Below are 20654 nucleotides of genomic sequence, written 5' to 3'. Positions count from 1 at the left end.
CGACGGTATGAAGCTGCTGAAAAGGGCGATGCGCTTAATTCTTCCGCCGGTAATTGCCATTGTTCTTTCTGCCTGCTCACTGCTGCCCTCTTTGGCACAGAATTCCTCGGCTGCCTCGGCGTTGCCCGAGCATGACAAGAATGCCGTCAGTTTCCCCGCGGCGGGGTATTCGCTTAGGTTCACCAAGGTGTTTTCCGACTATGCCTCCGAGGGGGTTTTCAGCTACTCCGAGGCACAAAACGGCAAGGAGCAGAACGGTACACCGTATGTTCACAAGTTATACGCAGACTTCATGCCCTATGAAACGCTTGAAATCATCAACGAGATGGAGCAGAACGCCGATGCCCTTACCAAGGAGCAGAAGGATGAGAATCTAAAGAAGATTTACGCCTCCCTGAAAAATGTATTCTTCGTTACGGTTTATAATAAAGAAACGCTGCAAGCGGCATTAGCGGGAGGCAAGGACATCTCGGAGGTTACAGGCTGCACGGATAACCGATTGGTTGGCGAACAGGAAGGGCTTGTATATTATTTTTCGGTAACCAATGCACCGTTAGACGAACTTTCGGCACAGTCCCAAAAGGCATACAAGGCATTGCAGGATGGAATACCCGATATCTTACAGGGAGTAACCTTATTTAAGCCACAGAAAGAATAGGGATGAATCCCACTTCATAAAAGCAGCGGCAGATCGGTACTTAAGTGTACGGTCTGCCGCTTTTATTATGTGGAAGCCCGTGGGATACCGGCCGTCTGGGCAAGAATGCTTAACCCGGCAGGGTTAAGGTAATCCAGCTCCTTCACCGAACGCAGCACCTGCTCCCGCGCCATACCCGGGTAACCGTTATCCAGATACACCTGCGCAAGCTCAATCAGTACCGCCTTGCTGTCTACCCAATTAAGCAGGTAGAGCAGCCGCTCAAACAGGTCAAACTCGCCGGTTCGTAGCACACGATCAAACAGCCTCCCAACCTCAGTGAGTACCGATGGCCAGCTTTCATCGGGGGAGAAGACGGATTCATCCCGGTCGTTTAAAACATTCCGCACCTGCGTATAAACCCTGTAGGTCAGCCGGTCACAGTACCGCTCAACAAGTGCAAGGTCACTGTCCAGTACGGTCTTTCCCTCTATAAGGCTGATAACAAACAGGTATTGAGCGCTTTGGCAGGTAATATTCTGAAGCACATTGGTTGATGCCGCCTCCTGACTTACCAGTTCCTCAAACAGCCTGCGTGCCTCACCGAATTTGCGGCTGTAAAAATACAGGTTCGCCTTTAAAAAGTCGGTATCCTGTTTATAGGAAAGATCCTCCGCCGCCTTTTCACAACAGCTTGCCGCTTGCGAGTAAAGCCGCTCCTGAATAAGAATGTCGGTAAGCAATATCAGATTAGGTGTATAATCCGGGCTTAAGAAGAAGCCTATCAGCTTTTTAACTACCGTAGCCTTATCGGCATAGATGTGGTTCAGAACCTTGCCAATCTGGTAAAGTACCGAGCAGCAGTTGATGTCTTTCTTAATAACAGCTGCGTATGCATCATACGCCCGCGAGTAATCTCCAAGGCGTAAATACAGGTTTCCCAGTGCCATCAAGGGGCGCAGGGTGGTGCTGCCCTGCATAAAGCGCAGAGAGTCGGGTGGTTTTGGCATGCTCATGCATCGGTTAAAGCTGTCTATGGCAAGGGTGTACCGCCCCCATTCGCTGAAAACGGTGCCCAGCAGATATTCAAGGTCTGCGCACGCTGGGTAGATATTAAGCCCATCCTGTGCGGCTTTGGCGGCAAGGTCGTATCGCCCCAGATTATAGAGTGTAACGGCGCGGCGATAAACCAGGTGGGGGGCATAGGCCTGCGTCGTGTCCATCTTGTGGTAGGCCCGGTCAAACAGCTTCAGGGCCTTCTCGTGTTCCCCGCAGGCGAGATAGTCGTTGGCAAGGTTGAACATTAAAAATGGGTTCTGCGGGTCGGCATTCAGCTCCTTGAGCAGCAGCGGCAGGTTACGCTTGCGCTTTTGCTTGCGCCGCACCACATCATCCAGATAGCCGTAATGGTAAAGCCGGATGGAACTCGTTTCAATGGCGCCTGCGGGGATAGGCTTTCCGTCCCTGCGGATGATCTGCTCATGGATGGCACCCTCAAATCGGTAAAGCCCATTGTTTCGCAGCAGCCGAAAGGCGTTGTGCATGGTGTGCAGCCCGCCTGCAGTGCGGCCGATGTAGTTGATAATGGTAAAGTTGCAGCCATCACAGGAGGTAGTGTTCATAAACTCCCGCAGCAGGGGGATATCCGTCTCCTCCAGTACCTCATCGGCGTCCAGTAGCAGTATCCAATCGCCGCTTGCCTTGGAGATCGAGAGGTTGCGCGCTGCACTGAAGCTGTTGCGCCACTTGATGGGGTATACCGTTGCCCCGTGCTTCTTGGCAATCTGTACGGTATCATCGGTGGAACCCGTATCCGCTATAATAATCTCATCGGCCACTGCCGAAACGCTTGACAGGCAGCGGTCAAGAAATTCCTCTTCATTTTTAGTAATCATACACACGCTTAAGCGTACCGGCATAGGGCAGGCGCTCCTTTCAATGCGGGTAAAAAGTTATCTTGTATTACTACGGAATGCCCCGGCTTAAGCAGAGGCACTGCACAAACCGGGACATAAGAAGGTTCTATTCTTATATGAGCACGTTACGCCTGAGCAACGTAGTAGCCGTTGACGGTTACCGTATCGGAGGCGCTGGTTGCTAAAAGCCGAACATTCTTGCCTACTACGCTAACGGGGATATACAGCTTTCCGTTTGCGGCAAGGGTTACCGTGCCGAGCGTAGTGTCGGTGATATAATCTGTGGTGGTATCGGTGGGGCTCACCTGCAGATTCAGCGTAACAAGAGTTGCGGTACTTTCGTTGTACAGCATAAACGCTGCGTTTTTATACTGAGAAATATCGCTGTTGTCTAAGAGAATGGTGTTGGAGGTAACGGCAGAGCTGGAAAGGGTAATGGTGGTCAGGCGGCTGCCGTTTACAAAGGTGGTGATGGTAGCGTTGTTTACCGTTACCGAGCCCGCGACGGTAAGAGATGTGTTGGTGATGGTTACATCGCCCGCAACACTAAGATCGGTATTATTGATGGTTACGGAACCGGCAACGGTGAGGGAAGTGTTGGTGATAGTTACGTCACCTGCAATACTGAGATCGGTATTGTTGATGGTAACCGAGCCTGCAACGGTTAATGAGGTATTGCTTACATTTACATAAAGGTTGCCGCTGTTATCGATTTGTATGGCGGCAAAGGAATCATCAGATTTTTGTGCGTACACACTGGTTTTCAGCTCGGCAGCGGTAGTATTGAATACAAGATTATTCATTGAGAGTAGTAATCCTTTCTTTTAATTTCTTTTCAGCCTAAAAAGGCTACTATATTTTATTCAGGCTACTTTAGCTTTGATAATTGAAACTGAAATTTAAGTTTTGGGTTTGTATCCAGATGGTGGAGTTTACATTGATGTGTGCGCTGTTATCAATCATCAGGCGGACATACCGTGCAAAACGGTACGGGCACAGCATTACAACCGTTGAAGGCTGTACGATAAGGCGCTGTTCATCATTTAAGAATATCAGCTTATCGGGGCTTAGCTGTAATAGGGCAGTAAACGGCTGGCTGCCGAGGTTTTGAATGATAAAGGAGCAGTTCAGCGTAGCGGAAAGATCCACTGACGTCGTAAAAAGTTGAGCAGAGGTGCCGATGAGTTGATACCGCTTGCTGTCGGTGAACGGAACGGCAGTACCCTTGTATTGGGGAATATCCTGATAGATTAGCGTCAGCAGCGGCGGGTGGGTACTGTTTGCCGAATCTGCAAGAATGGGGTTGTTTGCGGTCTGTTCGGGGGTATCGAGCGTAATACCGTAGTTGCTGGTGCCGCTGAACCATGCCTTAGCCAGATCAGTGATATCGCAAGCAATATACTGCCCCACCGAAGATGCGCAAAGTTCAACGCTGTCAACCGCCGAGGCTTCGGTGGAAGGACGGGTGCTCCACGTTACGGTGTCGGCACTAAAATCGGCAAGGTTGTTGTATACAAGGATAGCGCGTCCATTACAGGGAAGGCTGATTCCCGTTTGGGTTACATACAGGCTTAGCGTTGCCTGCAGCAGAATCATGCCCACCGGAGCGGCTGGCAGGGCAAACTTTATGAGACTTGAATATCTGCTATTCACTAACGGACGATTATCTATGGTAAGGTTTGTCTCACTGCAATAGTTCTGATTAGGCTGTGCGAGAGACAAATAGGTAGTTTCGCAGGTATGAACAATAGTACTAACCATTTTCACTTACTCCTAGTTATTTAACTTGTGTCAAGACAGTTTTAATTCATTATATGTACCGGTTCGAATTTTGTAACAATAATGAATTATGGTGTATAGAATTAGAAATTGAACAAATTACTTGCATTCTTTGCTTTTGGGTGATATACTGTTCATTGAACACAAAATCAATGAATTTACGTTCAATAAATCAGTTAGGAGAGTTGACAATGGCAAAAAAGGTGATTATAATCGGGGCAGGGCTTGCAGGTTTGAGTGCGGGTATACACTTGCAAAACAACGGCATTGAAAGCGAGATCTTTGAAATTTCCGGCCAGGTAGGTGGTATGTGCATCGCATGGGAGCGTCAGGGTTACCGCTTTGATGGCTGTATCCACTGGATGGTAGGAACCAAGAAGGGTGACAACTTCTATAACCTTTACCGTGAGGTGGATGCACTTGCGGAGGATACCGAGATCTATAACTCCGATAGCATTACTGCCGAAATTGACGGTGTTTTATACGAGATTCCGCTGAGGTTCGAGCAATTTAAAGCCTTTTTGCTCCAGCTTGCACCGCAGGATGAAAAATCCATAGAACAGTTTTGCACGGAGGTTGCGGTATTCGCAAACTCCTCTATGCCCACGGGTGCGCCTGCTAACCCTGCGGAGTTTTTCAGCTTCTTAAAAAACAACAGCGGCTTTATGTCGCTTGCAGGCAAATACATGAATACAAGCGTTCAGGAGTATACCGAGCGCTTTGAAAGTCCGCTGTTAAAGAAACTGGTGTTTCACCTGATGCCCCCGGAATTTTCCTACTTCGGGCTTATCATGATGCTGGGTACGCGCATGAGCGGCAATGCGGGCTACCCAATGGGCGGCGCGCTGGGTGTAGCAAACCGCATGAAGGCAAAGTACATTTCGCTTGGCGGTAAGCTCAACATGAGCACACGGGTGGAACGTATTGTGGTGGAAAACGGCAGGGTTACAGGTATAGTCGCCAAAGGAAAGACCTATCACTGCGATGCCGTAGTAGCTGCCTGCGACGCGTACGATACGCTTAATAACATGCTTGAGGGCAAGTTTAGGCACAAGCAGCTCGATGAGATGCTGAAAACCAGCCCGCTGTTTGACCCGTTGGTGCTGATTTCCTTTGGCCTGAACAAGCGCTTTAACCTGCCGTATGCAACCGATTACGAATGCCCGGAAGGCTTGGAAACCGCCCCCGGCTTTACGGTAAACGGCTATAATTTAAGAACGTTTGAGTTTGACCTTTCGGCTGCCCCAGAGGGCTGCAGCAGTATTATGGTAATGACAGGCGCGCCGCTGGAGTATTGGGAGAGCCTTCGCAAAACAGACATTGAAAAGTACCGCGCCGAAAAGGCAGCCCTTGCGCAGCGCGTAGCCGAGCTGCTGGATAAGCGTATTCCCGGCATACGCGAAAGCATTGTGGTAACCGATGTAGCTACCCCTGCCACCTATATGCGGTACGCCAACCTGTATAAGGGATCATGGGAAGGCTTTGTCCCCATTCCAAAGGCATTAAGAACCAATATCAAAACCTCGGTAGAGGGTGTAAAAGGGCTGGTGCTCGCCGGGCAGTGGGTAAACGCGGGCGGCGGGTTGTGCACCGCAGTACAGTCAGGTAAAAGTGCAGCGTTAAAGATAGTTAAGAATAAATTATAAGGATTATTTGCATGAACAAGCGTGAAGAGCAGAGAAATAAAAGACGAGAGCAGATATTAAGCTGCAGCTTAGACCTGTTCACCAGCCGCGGCTACGAGGCCACCAAGATACGGGATATCGCCGAGCGGCTGAATATCAGCACCGGGCTGTTTTTCAACTACTTTGAATCGAAGGAAAAGGTGTACGAAGAGCTGGTGCAGATTGGTACTCAGGCCCCCAAGAGCCTGCTTATGCAAAGCATAGGCATTTCCTCACCCATTGTGGTGTTTGAGCAGATGGCAGGGTACATTCTTGATGCACTCAGGCAGGATTTGTTTACCTCCAGGATGTTTCTGCTGATGGCACAGGCCATGAAATCCGAGGGGACTCCCGAAGGGGTAAGGCGCATTGTATCAGACTTTGATATGGTTGGCCCTGCTGCTGAGCTGATTAAAAAAGGCCAGGAGCTGGGGGAAATTCGCGAGGGAGACCCTGTTGCACTTTCAGCCACCTTTTGGGGGGCTGTTCAGGGGACTGCGGAAAATCTGGCAATCTACCCGGAGCTACCACTGCCAAAGGCTGAGTGGCTTGTGGATATTCTAAGAGCAAAAAAGTAGTCGCCTTTAATGAGCGTAAAGAGTGCCAAGATTCAGGTTTAGTCACAAAAAAACGGCGAATGAGTTTTATCACTCATTCGCCGTTTGCTATGCACAAAGATTATATTCTGGCCAAGCTCTGCTCAATATCCTCAAGAATATCCTCGACATTCTCAAGCCCAACCGAGAAGCGGATCATACCGGGGTTGATTCCCGCCGCAACCAGCTGCTCTTCGGTAAGCTGGCGGTGGGTTTCACTGGCCGGATGCAGTACGCAGGTGCGGATATCTGCAACGTGCACCTCGTTGGAGGCGAGCTTCAGCCCATCCATAAACTTGATGGCATTGGGCTTGCCGCCCTTGATGACAATCGAAACTACGCCACTGGCACCCTTCAGGTATTTTTGTGCAAGAGGGTAGTATTGGTCGCCCACAAGCCCGGGGTAGCTTACCGATTCAATCTTATTGGAGCTTTTAAAATAGGTGGCAACTTTCATGGCATTGCTGCAGTACCTGTCCATACGGATAGCCAGTGTTTCTAGCCCGAGGTTGAGCAGAAACGCGGAATTTGCGGAAGGGTACACGCCGTAATCACGCATCAGCTGCATACGAGCCTTGATGATGTAGGCCGATTTTCCGTAGGTATCGGTATAGGCTATGCCGTGATAGGATTCATCCGGCTGGGTAAAATCGGGGAAGTTGCCGTTTGTCCAGTCGAATTTGCCGCTGTCTACAATCACGCCGCCAACCTGTACCGCATGGCCGTCCATATACTTAGAGGTGGAATGTACCACGATATCGGCACCGAAATCGATTGGTTTACATAAAATCGGCGTCGCAAAGGTGTTGTCTATAATCAGGGGAACACCGTGTGCGTGAGCAACCTTTGCAAACTTTTCAATATCCAATACGCTCAGGGCAGGGTTGGCAAGCGTTTCGCCGAATACCGCCTTGGTATTGGGCTTAAACGCGGCATGTAGCGTCTGTTCATCTGCATCTGCATCCACGAAGATACATTCGATGCCCAACTTTTTAAACGTAAAGCCAAAAAGGTTAATGGTGCCCCCGTAGATTTGCGAGGTGCTGATAAAGCTGTCACCCGTTTTACAGAGGTTTAAAATAGAAAGCAGCGACGCCGCCTGCCCCGATGTCGTGCAAAGCGCGCCGATACCACCCTCAAGGTCGGCAATCTTCGCCTCTACCGCCATGACGGTAGGGTTGGCAAAGCGTGAGTAAATCAGCGCCTTGGTGGGCTCGTCGAATACATCGCCCACATCCTCGGTGGAATCAAAAACATAGGTTGTGCTTTGGTAAATCGGAATTACCCTGGGTTCGGTATTCTTTGGTGTATAGCCTGAATGCAGGCATTTGGTTTCATCTCTCATGCCGGTTCTCCCCCTAAAAATATATAATAATAATACTAATGGCTTAATTGCTTATTATTATACAACGATTTGTTGTTATATTGTAACGCTAAAAAACTATAATCCGGTATAGCTTATTACTATACCGGATTAATTTATAGCATGATTCCAAACCTGTGTCAATCATTAGAATTGAAGTCCGTCCGCTATCCGCTTTAAGGCCTGCAGATAGTTTTCGCCAAGCCGCGACAGCGTTACATCCTTGTGCAGAATGGTTCCAACATGAATCGTCTCCTCCGCCTCCAACGGAACAGCAATAATGTCCTCCCCATGCAGGTATTCGGGGAATATTCCGGTAGAAATCGTGTAGCCGTTCACGCCGATCATCATATTCACCATTGCCGCACGATCACTCACCTTAATGCTCTTGTTCACATTGCGCGTACTGAGTATCTCTTCAGAGAAATAAAAAGAGTTATGCTCGCCCTGTTCAAAAGTAACACAGGGGTAGTCGTCCAAATCCTCCAGTACCACACTCTTTTTGCTGGCTAGCGGGTTCTTCTTATAGATAAAGATATGCGGCCTTGCGGTAAACAGCTCGGTAAAAATCAGGTTGCTTTCCTTAAGCAGCTTCAGGATAACGGGGGTATTAAAGTCGCTTAGATAGATGAGCCCCAACTCGCTGCGCAGGTTTTTTACATCGTCGATGACCTCGTAGGTTTTGGTTTCCCTGAAGGAGAATTCATACTCTTCGCCGCCAAATTCCTTAATTAAATCCACAAACGCATTGGCCGCAAACAGGTAGTGGTGTGTAGATACCGAAAAACGTTGCTTGGATGGCGCAGCGCTCAGGTATTTCTCTTCCAGCAGATCAGATTGCTGCACCACCTGCCGCGCATACCCTAAGAATTCGGCACCTTCGGTGGAGATGCAGATGCCGCGGTTGGTGCGTACAAATATCGTAATCTTCAGCTCAGCCTCCAGCTCCTTAATAGCATTGGAAAGGCTGGGTTGAGAGATGAACAGGCTTTTTGCCGCTTCGTTGATGGAACCCTTATCGGCGACCGCCAACACATATTTCAGCTGCTGCAGCGTCATTGCACCTTCCTCATTTCCGTTGGTTTTTCAGGGCATCTTCAACCGCTTTTTCTATCACCTTGCTGGAGTTTGTAGCCCCCGTAACCGCGTCCACATCCACGCGTTGCTCATTAATAATTTCCGGTATTACAGCTTCGGCGGAAGCACCGCGCTCATTCTTATGTTCTGTAAGTTGAATATCGATAATTTTGCCGTCTTTCACCGTTACAGCAACCTTCGCACCGATAATATCCGCGTCATATTGCCCCTTGTAACTGCCGTCCGGAACATCTGCAAGATTTATCTGCTCAAATTGGATGCTTTTAATCTTATCTTGATACAGCCTTACACGAACAAGGTATATACATACTAACACAATCCCAACAACAGCCAAAGCAACGACCGTTGTTATAACCCATCTGCCTTTACTTTTCACATGCAAACACTCCTTTCAATATTACTTAAACACACGCTCAATTCGGCGTTTCACCTTTGAAGGCAGTTTATTCAGGTTTCGTGTACCGGCGCAAGCGATCTTGCCCGCGCAGCTCATGCCGCCGGCGCTAAAGAATTCATTCATTGCCCGCAGGCAGCCGCTGCTCTGCCCGGCTAACCGGTCAAACGGCGCGGGGGTGGTGCAGGCGGTAAGCAGCAGATAGCGCTGGCTCCTTTTCAGCCGCGGTTTAGGGATGAGACCATTGTTATCGTCCATCACGGCACCGGATAAACGGTCAAACAAGTTTTTTACCGTAGCGGGTACGTTGGCAAAGTAGGTAGGGGCCGCAAGCACTGCCATATCACAGGAAAGCAGCTTTTCACGCAGCTCGGGGAGATCGTCGTTGATTCTGCAAATGCCATCCCTGCGGCAGGCCATACAGCCGGTGCAGTAGCCTATGTTTTTGTTGTAAAGATCATAAGTCTCGGTTATGTAGCCCGCCTTTTCTGCAGCCGATACTGCGGATTGCAGCATCTCTGCAATCCGACCGTGCCTTCTTGGGCTGCCCAAAATGGCTAGGAGGTGCTTTTGCATATTCCTATCACGCCTTCCATACCTTTAATAACAATTAGTGCTCAGCTAAGCCTTGCCTCTTTGAATACTCATCTAAATTGATATCAGTTTTCAGAATTGCTCCCAGCAGCAGATTAAAGCTGTAGTTTAAAAAATTCTCCCCCGTAATCCCCATGGCCTTTTCAATATAAATTTCCTTTTGCTGTACCAGGTGAATAAGCGCGGTGAGGCTCGACCAGTAGACAAAGATCGCCTCTTTAATACGTATATCCGGCCGCAATACCCCCTGACGCTGCCAGTTTTTAAAGGCCTGCTCCAGCAGGGCGTTGGTTTCCTCACCCTTGTTGTAGATGTCTATCACTACCTGCGGGGGGTGTTCTTCCTTCAGCGGTGATGTTTGAAACTGTATCACCGCGTCAAAATAGAAGGGATGGTCACTGTAAAACTGCAAAAGCTTTGTACAAATACCGTAATACTGCCCTAAGAATTCATCCGAAGCGTTTGCGCCCTGTTCGATATACTCCTTAAGCAAGGTGATTCCTTGCAGTACTATTCGGCAATGAATCTCGTACTTACTTTCGAAATAGCTGTATACTGTTCGCTTACTGTACTCGGCGGCATGGGAGATATCGTCCATGGTGGTGTTGTTATAACCCTTTTCTATAAAAAGTCGTTCAGCGGCGGAGAGGATGTTTTGCCGATGTAACGCTGCGATATTCTGCTTTCTGTTTTCACGGTTCATAAGCTACTCCTCCATAATACACCGCTAGTTCATAAAGTATACCAATAGTTTACATTTAGAATAGCATATCACCGCTCTTATGTCAATAAAATGCAAGATATATTATTAGAAAATCCCAATTATAGATTGCTTATTGCCTCTTAATATGATATATTCAAATAGGAAAAGTTACCATTCACACAAGAATTAAAATAGAATATCTTGCTTATGATTTTAGTGATTATTGCTTTACCAGATATTTATAGCGTTCTTCGGGTGTGATTACTAAAGTAGAACTAATGATAGCTTGTGAATAAAAAATCATACTTATGAATATAAATGGCGTAACTATACCAAAAAAGCGCAACTAATTATAACTAATGAGTATCGTTTTGCGGCCCACCATACAAACTAATGAATAGACGGGTGGGTTGTTGCTGCCTTATTATTTTGAAAAAGGGAAAATTAAGGAGGGGGTTTTATGGGGTTACTGAAGCAACTGAGAAATACATTGTCGCCGGCGTCTGAACTTCCCGCAGAGCAGCAGGAAACTGCCGGTAAGGGGAAAAATGTAAAGACTCTGCCCAATAGCGCTGAGAGGCGCAGCCGTTTTGCAACTCTTACAAAGCGTGAAAGGGAAACATGCCTGCTATTACTGGAAGGGTACACCATGAAGGATTCAGCAGAGATGCTGGGCATAAAATATTCTACGGTTAACACGCATATGACCGAGCTTTATAAAAAGCTTGGTGTTGGCAGCCGTGCGGAGCTGATTATCCGTTATAAGGATATTGCGGCAAAAAGTAAAGTAAAATAGTCCTTGCTCCTACCTGTTTTGTGACTATGCACCTTTGGTGCTTAGCTTTAAACAAATTTTATGAGGAGGTCATTAACATGACTGAGGAACAAAAGACAACTGAAGCGACCATACCCGAGTTTGATCCTGCGGATATTGAGAAGAACAAGGCTATTGCCGGAATAGCATACCTTGGCATCCTATTCTTCCTGCCTCTGGTTATTTGCCCGGATTCTAAGTATGGCAAATTTCATGCGAATCAGGGTCTGGTATTGCTGATTTTTGGGATTGTTGCCAGCATCGTTGGAACAATTCTGGCTTTCATTCCGTATATTGGTTGGTTATTCCAGCTGCTTCTTAGCCTTGGCGTTCTTGCACTGGCTATTATGGGGCTAATTAACGGTTTTACAGGTAAGGCTAAGGAACTGCCTATCATCGGTAAGATCAGAATATTAAAGTAAGAAATAGTAAGAACAGAGAGTCAATTATGAGGAGAGAGTACATTTTGAAACGTATTGTGGCAATTGTCTTGGTAACCTTGCTGTTACTGTCCCTTGCGGGCTGCGGCATAAAAGAGAAGATTGAACAGAAGGTTGGCGAAGCCATTACCGAAGGTGTTATCAATGGTGCGGCAGGCGGAGATGGTAAGGTTGACATTAACGGCAGCCAGGTTACCATTACCGGTTCCGACGGCGCAACAGCTGTAATTGGCGGCACCGAATGGCCTTCCAATCAGGCTGGCAAAATACTGCCGAAGTTTGGAAAAGGTAAGATTGAATCGGTTATAAACTCTGATGAATCCTGCTGGATTCAGATTGAAGAGGTTGAAGCCGGTGACTACGACAGCTACCGTAAGGACTTGGAAGCTGCCGGCTTTACGCAGAATACCTTTGAATCCGCTGATGAGACCAGCAAAATGTATACAGCAAGCAAGGATGAAAAGACCTCTGTATCCATTACCTATTCTATAACCGATAAAACCATGATTGTCATGGCCGGCATAAAGAAGGATGCAGAGTAAAAGCCTTACTTACTTGACAGTGCTCAGATAAACAAGTACAATAGGGTTAGCAAAGGCGCTCGAAAAGAGCGCCTTTTTTCTATGCCTTCAGGGGCAACTTTCATTTTATAAAGCCATATGGGGGAAAAGATTATGTTAATGAATGTTGTTTCGGTGGGCTTGCCCGTCGATGAGCAGCTTACCATACAAAAGAACCGGTTACAGCCGGTAGATAATCAGAAAAAGTGCAAGCGGGTATGTATTGTTACCGGCACACATGGGGATGAGCTGGACGGCCAGTTTATCTGCTATGAGCTTGCACGAAGGCTTAGCAAAGTACCACAGCAGCTTAAGGGTATAGTAGATATCTACCCGGCGCTGAACCCCCTGGGGCTTGATTCCATTCACCGCGGCATCCCGATGTTTGATCTGGACATGAACCGCATCTTCCCGGGCTCAGAAAACGGCAGCGCGGTGGAGTATGTGGCGGCGAAGATTATCGAAGACATCGCAGGTGCCGACCTGTGCATAGATATCCATTCCAGCGATATCTTTTTAAACGAACTGCCGCAGGTGCGTCTTAGCAGGGAAAACGCTCCCCGGCTTATGCCGTATGCGCGGTTGTTAAATACCGATCTCATCTGGGTTTATGAATCCTCTACCGTATTGGAAGCCACCCTTGCTCAGAGCCTGAATGCCATCGGTGTACCTACGCTGGTGGCCGAAATAGGCGCAGGGATGCGTATTAACACAGAATATGGCCTGCGGCTGACCGACGGCATAGTCAGGCTGCTGCATGAAATCGATATTTTGCAGGGTGAAGTGCCCGCGGTTTGTACTCCCGGCCTTTTAAGCGAGGGGGAGCTTTGCCTTGTGAGCGCTGAAGCTTCCGGTGTATTTGTGCCTGCCGTTTGCCTTGGAGCTACGGTTTCAAAAGGCGAACACCTCGGCGATATTGTAAGCCCGGCGCTTGGTCAGTTGCAGCAGCGGGTTACAGCTCCCTGTGCGGGGAGGATATTCACCCTGCGGGAATATCCCGTTGCATACAAGGGTACGCTGCTGGCACGCATTTTTAAGGATACCGTGCCTGCATAGCATTCGCAGCATACCGGAATACCTTCGAATAACAGAATACATACCCGGAAAGGAGCAAATATCTGTGAAGAACGAAATAATCTACTCGCTGCAGTCGCCCTATCGCGGTGAGTTTAAAATACACGGTTACCGGTTCGGCAGTGGCGAAAAAACAGCCTGCATCGTGGGTGCTATCAGGGGCAACGAGATTCAACAGCTTTACATCTGCTCACAGCTGGTTAATACCTTAAAACGCTTAGAGCAGAATGGGGCAATTGCCTCAGGCCGCGAGATACTGGTTATCCCCTCGGTCAACCACTTTTCCATGAATATCGGCAAGCGGTTTTGGGCGGTGGATGACTCCGATATCAACCGTAGATTTCCCGGCAGGGCAGACGGCGAGATTACCGAGCGCATCGCGGCAAGTGTGTTTGAGGAGGTACAGCAATACCAATACGGTATTCAGTTCGCCTCGTTTTATATGCCCGGAGATTTCATTCCCCATGTGCGCATGATGGAAACCGGCTTTCAAACCTCCAGCCTTGCCGCACTGTTTGGGCTGCCCTATGTGGTTATGCGCAAACCACGTCCGGTGGATACCTCCACCCTTAACTATAACCTTCAAAAGTGGAAGACCAACGCCTTCTCGGTATATACCAACGAAACCGACAATATTGACGAAAAGTCGGCAGCGTTGGGTTTAGGTGCGGTACTGCGCTTCTTAATGCGCATGGGCATTATTAAGTATTCCGGCCACGGGGGCTACATCTCAAGTGTTGTGCAGGAGGATAATCTGATTTCGGTTAAAACCGAAAGTGCGGGTATCTTCCGCGGTTTAAAAAGCCCGAATGATGAGGTAATCCACGGTGAAACGGTAGCCGAGATCATTCACCCATACGAGGGAAATGTTATCTCAAGGATAACTGCCCCTACCGACGGCATCGTCTTCTTTACGAACAACCGCCCCTTAGTTATGGAGAATACCGTGGTATACAAGATCATTCGCAGGCTGCACATATAAGGCCGCATACGTTAAATACAGGTTAGTATAAATGTTTTTAGGCATCTGTAGGGGGAACTCGAACAGATGCCTAAAATTTTTTTAAGTAACCTATTGACAGCGTAACTGTATTACTGTATTATTGTATTAAGCTCTTAATACAATAATACAAGAGGAGATGATCACTTGACATGGGAACTTGATTCCGATCGTCCGATATACAAGCAGCTCATCGAGCATTTTCAGCTGAGTATTGTATCCGGTTGTTACAAACCGGGCGACAAGCTGCCTTCGGTGCGCGATCTTGCAGCGGAAGCGGCGGTAAACCCCAATACCATGCAGAAGGCGCTGGCTGATCTAGAGCAGGCCGGGCTTGTCTATACACAGCGCACCAGCGGGCGCTATATTACGGAGGATAAGAGTATGGTGGAGCAGCTTAAAAATAATCTGGCGATCGAACAGATTAAAGAGTTTTTAGAGAAGATGAGCAGGCTGGGCTTTACCAAGCAGGAGACAGTAGCGCTCATGACATCGGTGAAGGAGGAGAACGTGCAATGAACCCTATCTTGGAGTGCCGGGCCCTGGGTAAAAGCTATTCCGGCAAGGATGCACTGTGTGATGTAAACCTCACGGTAAACCGCGGGCGCATTGTGGGGCTGCTCGGGCCAAACGGCAGTGGTAAAAGCACCCTGATTAAGCTTGCAAACGGGCTGATTACCCCCACCAAGGGTGAGATTCTTATTAACGGCCAACAGCCGGGTACCGAGACGAAAAAGATCGTCTCCTATCTGCCGGAGCGAACCTATCTTAGCGATTGGATGCGCGTAAAGGATATCATTGAACTCTTTACGGATTTTTATGAGAACTTTAACCCCAAAAAGGCCTATGATATGCTTCAGAAGCTGAATATCAACGCAGATGACCGCTTAAAAACGATGTCCAAGGGCACCAAGGAGAAGGTTCAGCTGATACTGGTAATGAGCCGCGAGGCGGATCTCTACCTGCTCGATGAGCCCATCGGCGGCGTAGATCCCGCTGCACGCGACTATATCATCAATACCATCATTACCAACTACAACGAGAACGCCACGGTGTTGATCTCAACCCACCTGATTGCCGACGTTGAGCAGGTACTCGATGATGTAATTATCATCTCCAACGGCTGCATTACCATGAAGGGCAGCGTGGATGAACTCCGTACGCAGTATGGCAAATCGATTGACGCAATCTTCAGGGAGGTGTTCAGATGTTAGGCAAGCTGTTAAAATACGAATGGAAGGCTACCTCACGAGTGTTTTTACCGTTTTATGGTGCTATTCTGCTATTTGCAATAGTAAACCGATTCTTTTTTATGTTAAATCAGGGTAACACCGAAAAGGGAGGCCTGCTGGCCATTCCTTCAGGACTGGCAATGATGGTGTATGTGCTAGCCATTGCGGCTACCTTTATACTAACCTTTGTTGTAATGATACAGCGTTATTATAAAAACCTGCTGGGCGACGAGGGCTACCTGATGTTTACTCTTCCGGTAACGCCGCAGCAGAATATCGTTGCAAAGCTTTTGATGTCGGTGGCTTGGGAGGTAATCAGCTTTCTTGTTGTTATTCTATCGCTGTTTGCTATGCTCGCACAGGCGGATTTCTTCGAGAAGTTTAATCAACTGATAACTGCTTTTTATAACTGGAGTGTACCCTTTGATAAGAATGTATTTATTGCATGGATGGTGGCTTCGGTTTTCGTATCACTCTTTAGCAGTATTCTGTATATCTATGCGTCCATCTCTATCGGTCAGTTGTTTACCCGTCACAAGCTAATAGCTTCCTTTGGTGCGTTTATCGCACTTAATTTTGTAAGCCAGCTAGTTTCCAGCATCATTGTGGCAATCATTTATGTAATAAATCCGAACGGTATTAATATTGATGAATCTCAGCTGACTACCGGGCTAATGTCGTTATTCTTTGGCTCGATTCTTTTGCTGAACATTCTTTTTGGTATAGGGTATTATATCATCTCAAATGTTATTCTCAACAAAAAACTGAATCTTGAATAATATTTAACGGCACCCCGACAGTCGCCAGAAGTAACGGCAGTGGCGAAGCCTTTAATAGATGCTGCTGCAGTCAAAGGCAGACGGCTTTTGGCTGCACAGCCCTTTATAATATCTGCAGGAAGGAATGATAGATGTGATTAAACGAATCTTCCGGTTGGCGCCGGTGCTGTTGCCGGTATTGCTGCTTACCACTGCCTGTACCAGCGGCAGTTACACCACTATAGGGTCCATAGAGAATAACACCTCCACCGGTATGTCGATGAGCTACCAATACTTTAACGGTTATAAGGCAAATACCTTCCATCTTGATTCCGGCGAAACCGCCGAGGCGGATGTTGACATTAAAACAGAGGAAGGAAAGCTAAGCCTTTCCATCACCGATCAGGAAGGTAGCTCCTGTTATCAGGGTACCGATCTTCCCACCTCCAGCTTCAGCGTAAAGCTTGAAAAGAGCGGCGACTACACGGTTCGATTTGATGCGGTAAAGCACAAGGGAAGCTACAAGTTAGAGTGGAAGATAGGTAAGGAATAGTTGCTTTTCGTTGTAAAGAGGCTTATGAATAAAAGTATTTATCGGAAAAGTGGTAGTCCTTTTGGGGGAAGACGCAATGAAACAACAATTCAAACCGGTGATAGAGATGGCTGTAGTATATATCCTACTGATGACAGTTGTTGCGTTTTCATCGGATATTGTAAAGCTTGGCAACACAGTGGGTGCAAAAATGGCACTTACAGTTTTGGTGTATGTTATATTAACCGCGATTCCGCTGGCAGTAATAAAGCTTGAGAAAATACCGTTCTCATCACTAGGCTTTTCGAAGGAGAAGGCTGGAAAGCAGCTGCTGGCCGCGGCTGCAATTTTGGCTGTTACAATAGGTGTTTGTGTTATAATTCCATTGTTAATTGGAATAAACAAAACCGAAGTATTAGGTTTTAAGTGCAGATCACTGCCTATTCTGATTTTTTATGTTTTTTACGATATCATCTGCGTCGGTTTTGGAGAAGAAGTTGCTTTTCGTGGGTATTTTTACAGCAGAATAAAGGCCCTCTCGCAAAAGGAATGGATGCCCGTAATATTTTCGGCGCTCTTGTTTGGCCTATGGCATTTTCCCAATACGCTTAATATTATGAATGTTGTTATGACCTCGATACTGGGGCTGGGTTACGCTTTTTGCAGGTGGAAAATAAAGAATTGCTCGCTGCTCTCCCTTGCTCTTGCGCACGGATTGCATGATGCTGTTATTACAGTATTATCTTATATCCTCTTATAATGACTAATCCTCATATACATACAAAACCCGATGAATCATAAACTGGTTCATCGGGTTTTCTGCGGTTATTCAGCGCTTTCGTCGCCTTTGCTCTCCCCGGAGAGTTTCTTCTTTAAAAACCTCTTATAGATATAAAGTGCGGCCAGAATAACAACAATGCCGCCTATCACGGCGATGGTAATGGCTGTGTAAAGGTCGGTGTACTGAATAATAAGTTCCCACGAGGCACCTGCGGCAACTCCCAGCATAACCAGCACCGTGTTCCAAACCAGCGATCCGGCGGTGGTTAATACCAAAAACAGCGGAATATTCATCTTTGCCATCCCTGCGGGAACCGAGATGAGGCTGCGGATAATCGGCACACAGCGGCCAAAGAACACCGCAGATTTGCCTCGCTTTTCAAACCACGCGCAGGCTTTGGTAACATCCCCCTGCTTAAGGTGAAGAATACGTCCCACTCTGCCGCTAAGCCACGATTCCAATCGCTCGGGTTTAAAGATTCTGCCGATAGCATAGAGCAAAATCGCACCGACTAAAGAACCGACAGTAGCAGCCAGTATAACACCCCAACTGGTCAGGCGGCTGTAGGTAGTCATAAACCCGCCGAACGTCAGGATAATCTCCGATGGTATTGGCGGGAAGATGTTCTCAAGCGCAATCAAAAACGCTACCCCGGGGTAGCCAAACTGGTTCATAATGCCCAAAATCCATTCCTGCAAATTTATCTCTCCTTATGCTTCTGCAAAAATCATCTTTTTCACTCATTTTCTATTTTACCACAGATCAGCTATAAAAATTGAACAAAAGGTAAATTCCTAATGTGTTAGGTGAAGAACTTAAAACTTTAATTATAAAAAGCTAATATATGGTTTGCCGATGGTGCATATTAATCATTAATCACTCTTATAAACGATATCAATAAACTCTATTCTTCAAAACGGCGTTGCGAAAAAAGGTGGCTGATGGTATGGATGAGAATATAGCTTTTTCACCCCCTGATATCTCTGAAAAGGAGATAGACGCGGTTACTGAGGTGCTGCGCAGCGGCTGGATTACAACCGGTTCAAAAACCAAGGAATTTGAACACCTTATAGCGGAGTACTGCGGCACCGAGCGGGCGGTATGCCTGAATTCTGCCACCTCTGCACTCGGCCTGACACTGAGGATTCTCGGCATTGGCCGCGGCGATGAGGTGATTACCACAGCCTATACCTATTCGGCTTCCGCCAGTGTTATCTGTCACGTTGGTGCAAAGCCCGTGCTGGTGGATACCGCACCCGGTTCGTTTCTTCTTGATTATAATGCCGTGGAACGCGCCGTTACCGAAAAAACCAAGGCTATTATAGCGGTAGATGTGGCGGGCATGATGTGTGATTACAACCGCCTTGTGCAGATTACACAGGCAAAAATGGGGCTGTTCCGGCCCAAAAGCGGTTTGCAGCAGGCGATGGGCAGGCTAGCGGTTATAGCCGATGCCGCACATTCCTTTGGGGCGGAATATAACGGGCAGGTAAGCGGCAGCGCCGCCGATTTCAGCTGCTTCTCCTTCCACGCCGTCAAGAACCTTACCACCTCCGAAGGGGGAGCGGTAACATGGAAAACCATTGAAGGTGTCTCAAACGAAGAGCTTTATCACCTGTATATGCTGTTTTCCCTGCATGGGCAGAGCAAGGACGCTTTTGAGAAAACCCTGCTTGGCAACTGGGAATACGATATTGTGGCACTGGGGTTTAAATGCAATATGCCCGATATTCTTGCCGCCGTGGGCCTAGCACAGTTCGAGCGTTTTCCTTCCTTTCTGCAGCGGCGCTTGGAGATTGTAAAGGGTTACGAAGCAGCACTAGGCGGCAGCCGGTTCATACTGCCTCAGCATTTTGCCGAGGGGATGCGTTCCAGCCTTCACCTCTACCCGGTAAGGCTGAAAGACGCGGATGAAAAGCAGCGCAATCAGGTTATTAATCGTATGGCAGAGGGCGGAGTATCCACTAACGTGCATTACAAGCCGCTGCCAATGTTTACTGCCTATAAACGGCTGGGTTTTAAAATACAAGATTTCCCTAACGCCTTTGCGCAGTACCAGAATGAGCTTACGTTGCCGCTGCACACCCTGCTTTCAGACGATGATGTGGCTTATGTGGCAGACACCTTAAAAAAGGTAAGCGGTTAAATCTAACCAATAATACTTGAATAATGTGTGCCCAGTGCAAATAGTACTATAAAAACAATACTGCCTGTATACTTCAATGTTAAACTCTTAATATTCCAAAATGAATGGGCGGCTCCTCATGAACAACATTTACAGCATATTGCAGATACTGCTACGGCATGATAGCATTCAATAAACGGTGCGGAATATGAGTACATTCACCGCCCAAGTTTCTTTATTTTGAACGGCTTTATGCCGTTCCCAGACCGCTGACAAAGTCCAAGTCAGCGGTCTATTTTTATGCAAAAAAGGGAGAAAATATATGAAAAATATGGTATAATAGAAGGGAAGAAAACCGCATGAAATGAGGAAAAATCAATGCTTAATACAGGGACAAACCGACAAGAAAAAATGGAACTGGTAATCATAGAAAATCTGGTGCCGAAGGATCATCTGCTCAGAAAGATAGATAGATACATTGATTTTTCTTTCATCAATGAAATTTGCAGACCGTATTACTGCGAAAACATCGGAAGGCCGGCAATTGAACCGGAAATCATGTTTCGCATGCTGTTCATCGGCTATCTGTATGGA

At 47.4% G+C, this 20654-nt stretch carries 24 protein-coding genes; 15 read left to right on the top strand and 9 right to left on the bottom strand.

What is annotated here, in order from left to right; translation table 11 throughout:
• Positions 1-7 precede the first annotated feature (7 nt).
• Complete coding sequence (locus BLR50_RS00120; RefSeq protein WP_092637241.1) at positions 8-658, top strand: hypothetical protein; 651 nt, start codon at positions 8-10, stop codon at positions 656-658.
• A gap of 65 nt (positions 659-723) precedes the next feature.
• Here the strand turns inward: BLR50_RS00120 and BLR50_RS00115 are convergent, their stop codons facing one another.
• The 3 genes from BLR50_RS00115 to BLR50_RS00105 form a co-directional block, all read right to left on the bottom strand.
• Positions 724-2556: a glycosyltransferase gene (locus BLR50_RS00115; RefSeq protein ID WP_092637239.1), complete on the bottom strand. Its 1833-nt coding sequence runs from the start codon at positions 2554-2556 to the stop codon at positions 724-726.
• Positions 2557-2678: 122 nt separating this feature from the next.
• Positions 2679-3356: a hypothetical protein gene (locus BLR50_RS00110; RefSeq protein ID WP_092637237.1), complete on the bottom strand. Its 678-nt coding sequence runs from the start codon at positions 3354-3356 to the stop codon at positions 2679-2681.
• 70 nt (positions 3357-3426) lie between these two features.
• The gene (locus BLR50_RS00105) at positions 3427-4314 is read right to left on the bottom strand and encodes a DNRLRE domain-containing protein (protein WP_143008005.1); all 888 of its coding nucleotides are present in this window, start codon (positions 4312-4314) and stop codon (positions 3427-3429) included.
• A 209-nt stretch (positions 4315-4523) separates the two neighbouring features.
• Between BLR50_RS00105 and BLR50_RS00100 the strand changes: the two genes are divergently transcribed.
• Positions 4524-5978, top strand: coding sequence for a phytoene desaturase family protein (locus tag BLR50_RS00100; protein ID WP_162840254.1), 1455 nt, complete (start codon positions 4524-4526; stop codon positions 5976-5978).
• 11 nt (positions 5979-5989) lie between these two features.
• Entirely contained in the window at positions 5990-6574 is a 585-nt protein-coding gene (locus BLR50_RS00095) for a TetR/AcrR family transcriptional regulator (protein ID WP_092637231.1), read from the top strand.
• A 100-nt stretch (positions 6575-6674) separates the two neighbouring features.
• On the opposite strand, the gene BLR50_RS00090 is transcribed toward BLR50_RS00095, so the two are convergent.
• From BLR50_RS00090 to BLR50_RS00070, 5 genes are all read right to left on the bottom strand, one after another.
• Entirely contained in the window at positions 6675-7937 is a 1263-nt protein-coding gene (locus tag BLR50_RS00090) for an O-acetylhomoserine aminocarboxypropyltransferase/cysteine synthase family protein (RefSeq protein ID WP_092637229.1), read from the bottom strand.
• Between the two features lie 165 nt (positions 7938-8102).
• Positions 8103-9014, bottom strand: coding sequence for a LysR family transcriptional regulator (locus BLR50_RS00085; RefSeq protein WP_092637227.1), 912 nt, complete (start codon positions 9012-9014; stop codon positions 8103-8105).
• A gap of 10 nt (positions 9015-9024) precedes the next feature.
• Positions 9025-9429, bottom strand: a complete 405-nt coding sequence (locus BLR50_RS00080; RefSeq protein WP_162840253.1) for an FMN-binding protein — start codon at positions 9427-9429, stop codon at positions 9025-9027.
• A gap of 21 nt (positions 9430-9450) precedes the next feature.
• Positions 9451-10023: a flavodoxin family protein gene (locus BLR50_RS00075; RefSeq protein ID WP_092637223.1), complete on the bottom strand. Its 573-nt coding sequence runs from the start codon at positions 10021-10023 to the stop codon at positions 9451-9453.
• A gap of 34 nt (positions 10024-10057) precedes the next feature.
• The gene (locus BLR50_RS00070; protein WP_092637221.1) at positions 10058-10744 is read right to left on the bottom strand and encodes a TetR/AcrR family transcriptional regulator; all 687 of its coding nucleotides are present in this window, start codon (positions 10742-10744) and stop codon (positions 10058-10060) included.
• 460 nt (positions 10745-11204) lie between these two features.
• On the opposite strand from BLR50_RS00070, the gene BLR50_RS00065 reads away from it, so the two are divergent.
• The 10 genes from BLR50_RS00065 (at position 11205) to BLR50_RS00020 (ending at position 17914) form a co-directional block, all read left to right on the top strand.
• The gene (locus tag BLR50_RS00065) at positions 11205-11540 is read left to right on the top strand and encodes a helix-turn-helix transcriptional regulator (protein ID WP_092637219.1); all 336 of its coding nucleotides are present in this window, start codon (positions 11205-11207) and stop codon (positions 11538-11540) included.
• 77 nt (positions 11541-11617) lie between these two features.
• On the top strand, positions 11618-11980 hold the full coding sequence (locus tag BLR50_RS00060; protein ID WP_092637217.1) for a hypothetical protein: 363 nt from the start codon (positions 11618-11620) through the stop codon (positions 11978-11980).
• A 44-nt stretch (positions 11981-12024) separates the two neighbouring features.
• Positions 12025-12540, top strand: coding sequence for a DUF6591 domain-containing protein (locus BLR50_RS00055; RefSeq protein WP_092637214.1), 516 nt, complete (start codon positions 12025-12027; stop codon positions 12538-12540).
• Between the two features lie 132 nt (positions 12541-12672).
• On the top strand, positions 12673-13614 hold the full coding sequence (locus BLR50_RS00050) for a M14 family metallopeptidase (RefSeq protein WP_092637428.1): 942 nt from the start codon (positions 12673-12675) through the stop codon (positions 13612-13614).
• Positions 13615-13678: 64 nt separating this feature from the next.
• On the top strand, positions 13679-14614 hold the full coding sequence (locus BLR50_RS00045; protein WP_092637212.1) for a M14 family metallopeptidase: 936 nt from the start codon (positions 13679-13681) through the stop codon (positions 14612-14614).
• A gap of 165 nt (positions 14615-14779) precedes the next feature.
• Positions 14780-15151, top strand: a complete 372-nt coding sequence (locus BLR50_RS00040; RefSeq protein WP_092637210.1) for a GntR family transcriptional regulator — start codon at positions 14780-14782, stop codon at positions 15149-15151.
• A complete protein-coding gene (locus BLR50_RS00035; protein WP_092637208.1) occupies positions 15148-15846 on the top strand; it encodes an ABC transporter ATP-binding protein in 699 nt (232 codons plus the stop codon). The genes BLR50_RS00040 and BLR50_RS00035 overlap by 4 nt, the downstream gene beginning before the upstream one ends.
• Complete coding sequence (locus BLR50_RS00030) at positions 15840-16643, top strand: hypothetical protein (protein WP_092637207.1); 804 nt, start codon at positions 15840-15842, stop codon at positions 16641-16643. Before BLR50_RS00035 ends, BLR50_RS00030 begins: the two co-directional genes overlap by 7 nt.
• 124 nt (positions 16644-16767) lie before the next feature.
• Positions 16768-17175, top strand: coding sequence for a hypothetical protein (locus BLR50_RS00025; RefSeq protein ID WP_092637206.1), 408 nt, complete (start codon positions 16768-16770; stop codon positions 17173-17175).
• Positions 17176-17251: 76 nt separating this feature from the next.
• A complete protein-coding gene (locus tag BLR50_RS00020) occupies positions 17252-17914 on the top strand; it encodes a CPBP family intramembrane glutamic endopeptidase (RefSeq protein WP_143008004.1) in 663 nt (220 codons plus the stop codon).
• A 65-nt stretch (positions 17915-17979) separates the two neighbouring features.
• On the opposite strand, the gene BLR50_RS00015 is transcribed toward BLR50_RS00020, so the two are convergent.
• Positions 17980-18609, bottom strand: coding sequence for a DedA family protein (locus BLR50_RS00015; protein ID WP_341465387.1), 630 nt, complete (start codon positions 18607-18609; stop codon positions 17980-17982).
• 272 nt (positions 18610-18881) lie between these two features.
• Here BLR50_RS00015 and BLR50_RS00010 point away from each other — a divergent pair, with 272 nt between their 5' ends.
• Together BLR50_RS00010 and BLR50_RS00005 are read left to right on the top strand one after the other, a co-directional pair.
• Positions 18882-20081: a DegT/DnrJ/EryC1/StrS family aminotransferase gene (locus tag BLR50_RS00010; RefSeq protein WP_092637203.1), complete on the top strand. Its 1200-nt coding sequence runs from the start codon at positions 18882-18884 to the stop codon at positions 20079-20081.
• Between the two features lie 357 nt (positions 20082-20438).
• On the top strand, positions 20439-20654 hold a 216-nt coding region (locus BLR50_RS00005; protein ID WP_143008003.1), incomplete at its 3' end, for a transposase.

The organism is Acetanaerobacterium elongatum (assembly GCF_900103835.1).
Lineage (GTDB): Bacteria > Bacillota > Clostridia > Oscillospirales > Ruminococcaceae > Acetanaerobacterium > Acetanaerobacterium elongatum.
This window is presented reverse-complemented; position numbering and strand designations above follow the sequence as displayed.

What these genes read in the sequence shown, in the direction of transcription:
- BLR50_RS00030 (WP_092637207.1), top strand. Translation starts at nt 15,840, where the DNA reads ATGTTAGGCAAGCTGTTAAAATACGAATGGAAGGCTACCTCACGAGTG.
- BLR50_RS00035 (WP_092637208.1), top strand. Translation starts at nt 15,148, where the DNA reads ATGAACCCTATCTTGGAGTGCCGGGCCCTGGGTAAAAGCTATTCCGGC.
- BLR50_RS00110 (WP_092637237.1), bottom strand. Translation starts at nt 3,356, where the DNA reads ATGAATAATCTTGTATTCAATACTACCGCTGCCGAGCTGAAAACCAGT.
- BLR50_RS00020 (WP_143008004.1), top strand. Translation starts at nt 17,252, where the DNA reads ATGAAACAACAATTCAAACCGGTGATAGAGATGGCTGTAGTATATATC.
- BLR50_RS00025 (WP_092637206.1), top strand. Translation starts at nt 16,768, where the DNA reads ATGATAGATGTGATTAAACGAATCTTCCGGTTGGCGCCGGTGCTGTTG.
- BLR50_RS00105 (WP_143008005.1), bottom strand. Translation starts at nt 4,314, where the DNA reads ATGGTTAGTACTATTGTTCATACCTGCGAAACTACCTATTTGTCTCTC.
- BLR50_RS00075 (WP_092637223.1), bottom strand. Translation starts at nt 10,023, where the DNA reads ATGCAAAAGCACCTCCTAGCCATTTTGGGCAGCCCAAGAAGGCACGGT.
- BLR50_RS00090 (WP_092637229.1), bottom strand. Translation starts at nt 7,937, where the DNA reads ATGAGAGATGAAACCAAATGCCTGCATTCAGGCTATACACCAAAGAAT.
- BLR50_RS00070 (WP_092637221.1), bottom strand. Translation starts at nt 10,744, where the DNA reads ATGAACCGTGAAAACAGAAAGCAGAATATCGCAGCGTTACATCGGCAA.
- BLR50_RS00050 (WP_092637428.1), top strand. Translation starts at nt 12,673, where the DNA reads ATGTTAATGAATGTTGTTTCGGTGGGCTTGCCCGTCGATGAGCAGCTT.
- BLR50_RS00060 (WP_092637217.1), top strand. Translation starts at nt 11,618, where the DNA reads ATGACTGAGGAACAAAAGACAACTGAAGCGACCATACCCGAGTTTGAT.
- BLR50_RS00015 (WP_341465387.1), bottom strand. Translation starts at nt 18,609, where the DNA reads ATGAACCAGTTTGGCTACCCCGGGGTAGCGTTTTTGATTGCGCTTGAG.
- BLR50_RS00120 (WP_092637241.1), top strand. Translation starts at nt 8, where the DNA reads ATGAAGCTGCTGAAAAGGGCGATGCGCTTAATTCTTCCGCCGGTAATT.
- BLR50_RS00095 (WP_092637231.1), top strand. Translation starts at nt 5,990, where the DNA reads ATGAACAAGCGTGAAGAGCAGAGAAATAAAAGACGAGAGCAGATATTA.
- BLR50_RS00115 (WP_092637239.1), bottom strand. Translation starts at nt 2,556, where the DNA reads ATGCCGGTACGCTTAAGCGTGTGTATGATTACTAAAAATGAAGAGGAA.
- BLR50_RS00100 (WP_162840254.1), top strand. Translation starts at nt 4,524, where the DNA reads ATGGCAAAAAAGGTGATTATAATCGGGGCAGGGCTTGCAGGTTTGAGT.
- BLR50_RS00010 (WP_092637203.1), top strand. Translation starts at nt 18,882, where the DNA reads ATGGATGAGAATATAGCTTTTTCACCCCCTGATATCTCTGAAAAGGAG.
- BLR50_RS00065 (WP_092637219.1), top strand. Translation starts at nt 11,205, where the DNA reads ATGGGGTTACTGAAGCAACTGAGAAATACATTGTCGCCGGCGTCTGAA.
- BLR50_RS00085 (WP_092637227.1), bottom strand. Translation starts at nt 9,014, where the DNA reads ATGACGCTGCAGCAGCTGAAATATGTGTTGGCGGTCGCCGATAAGGGT.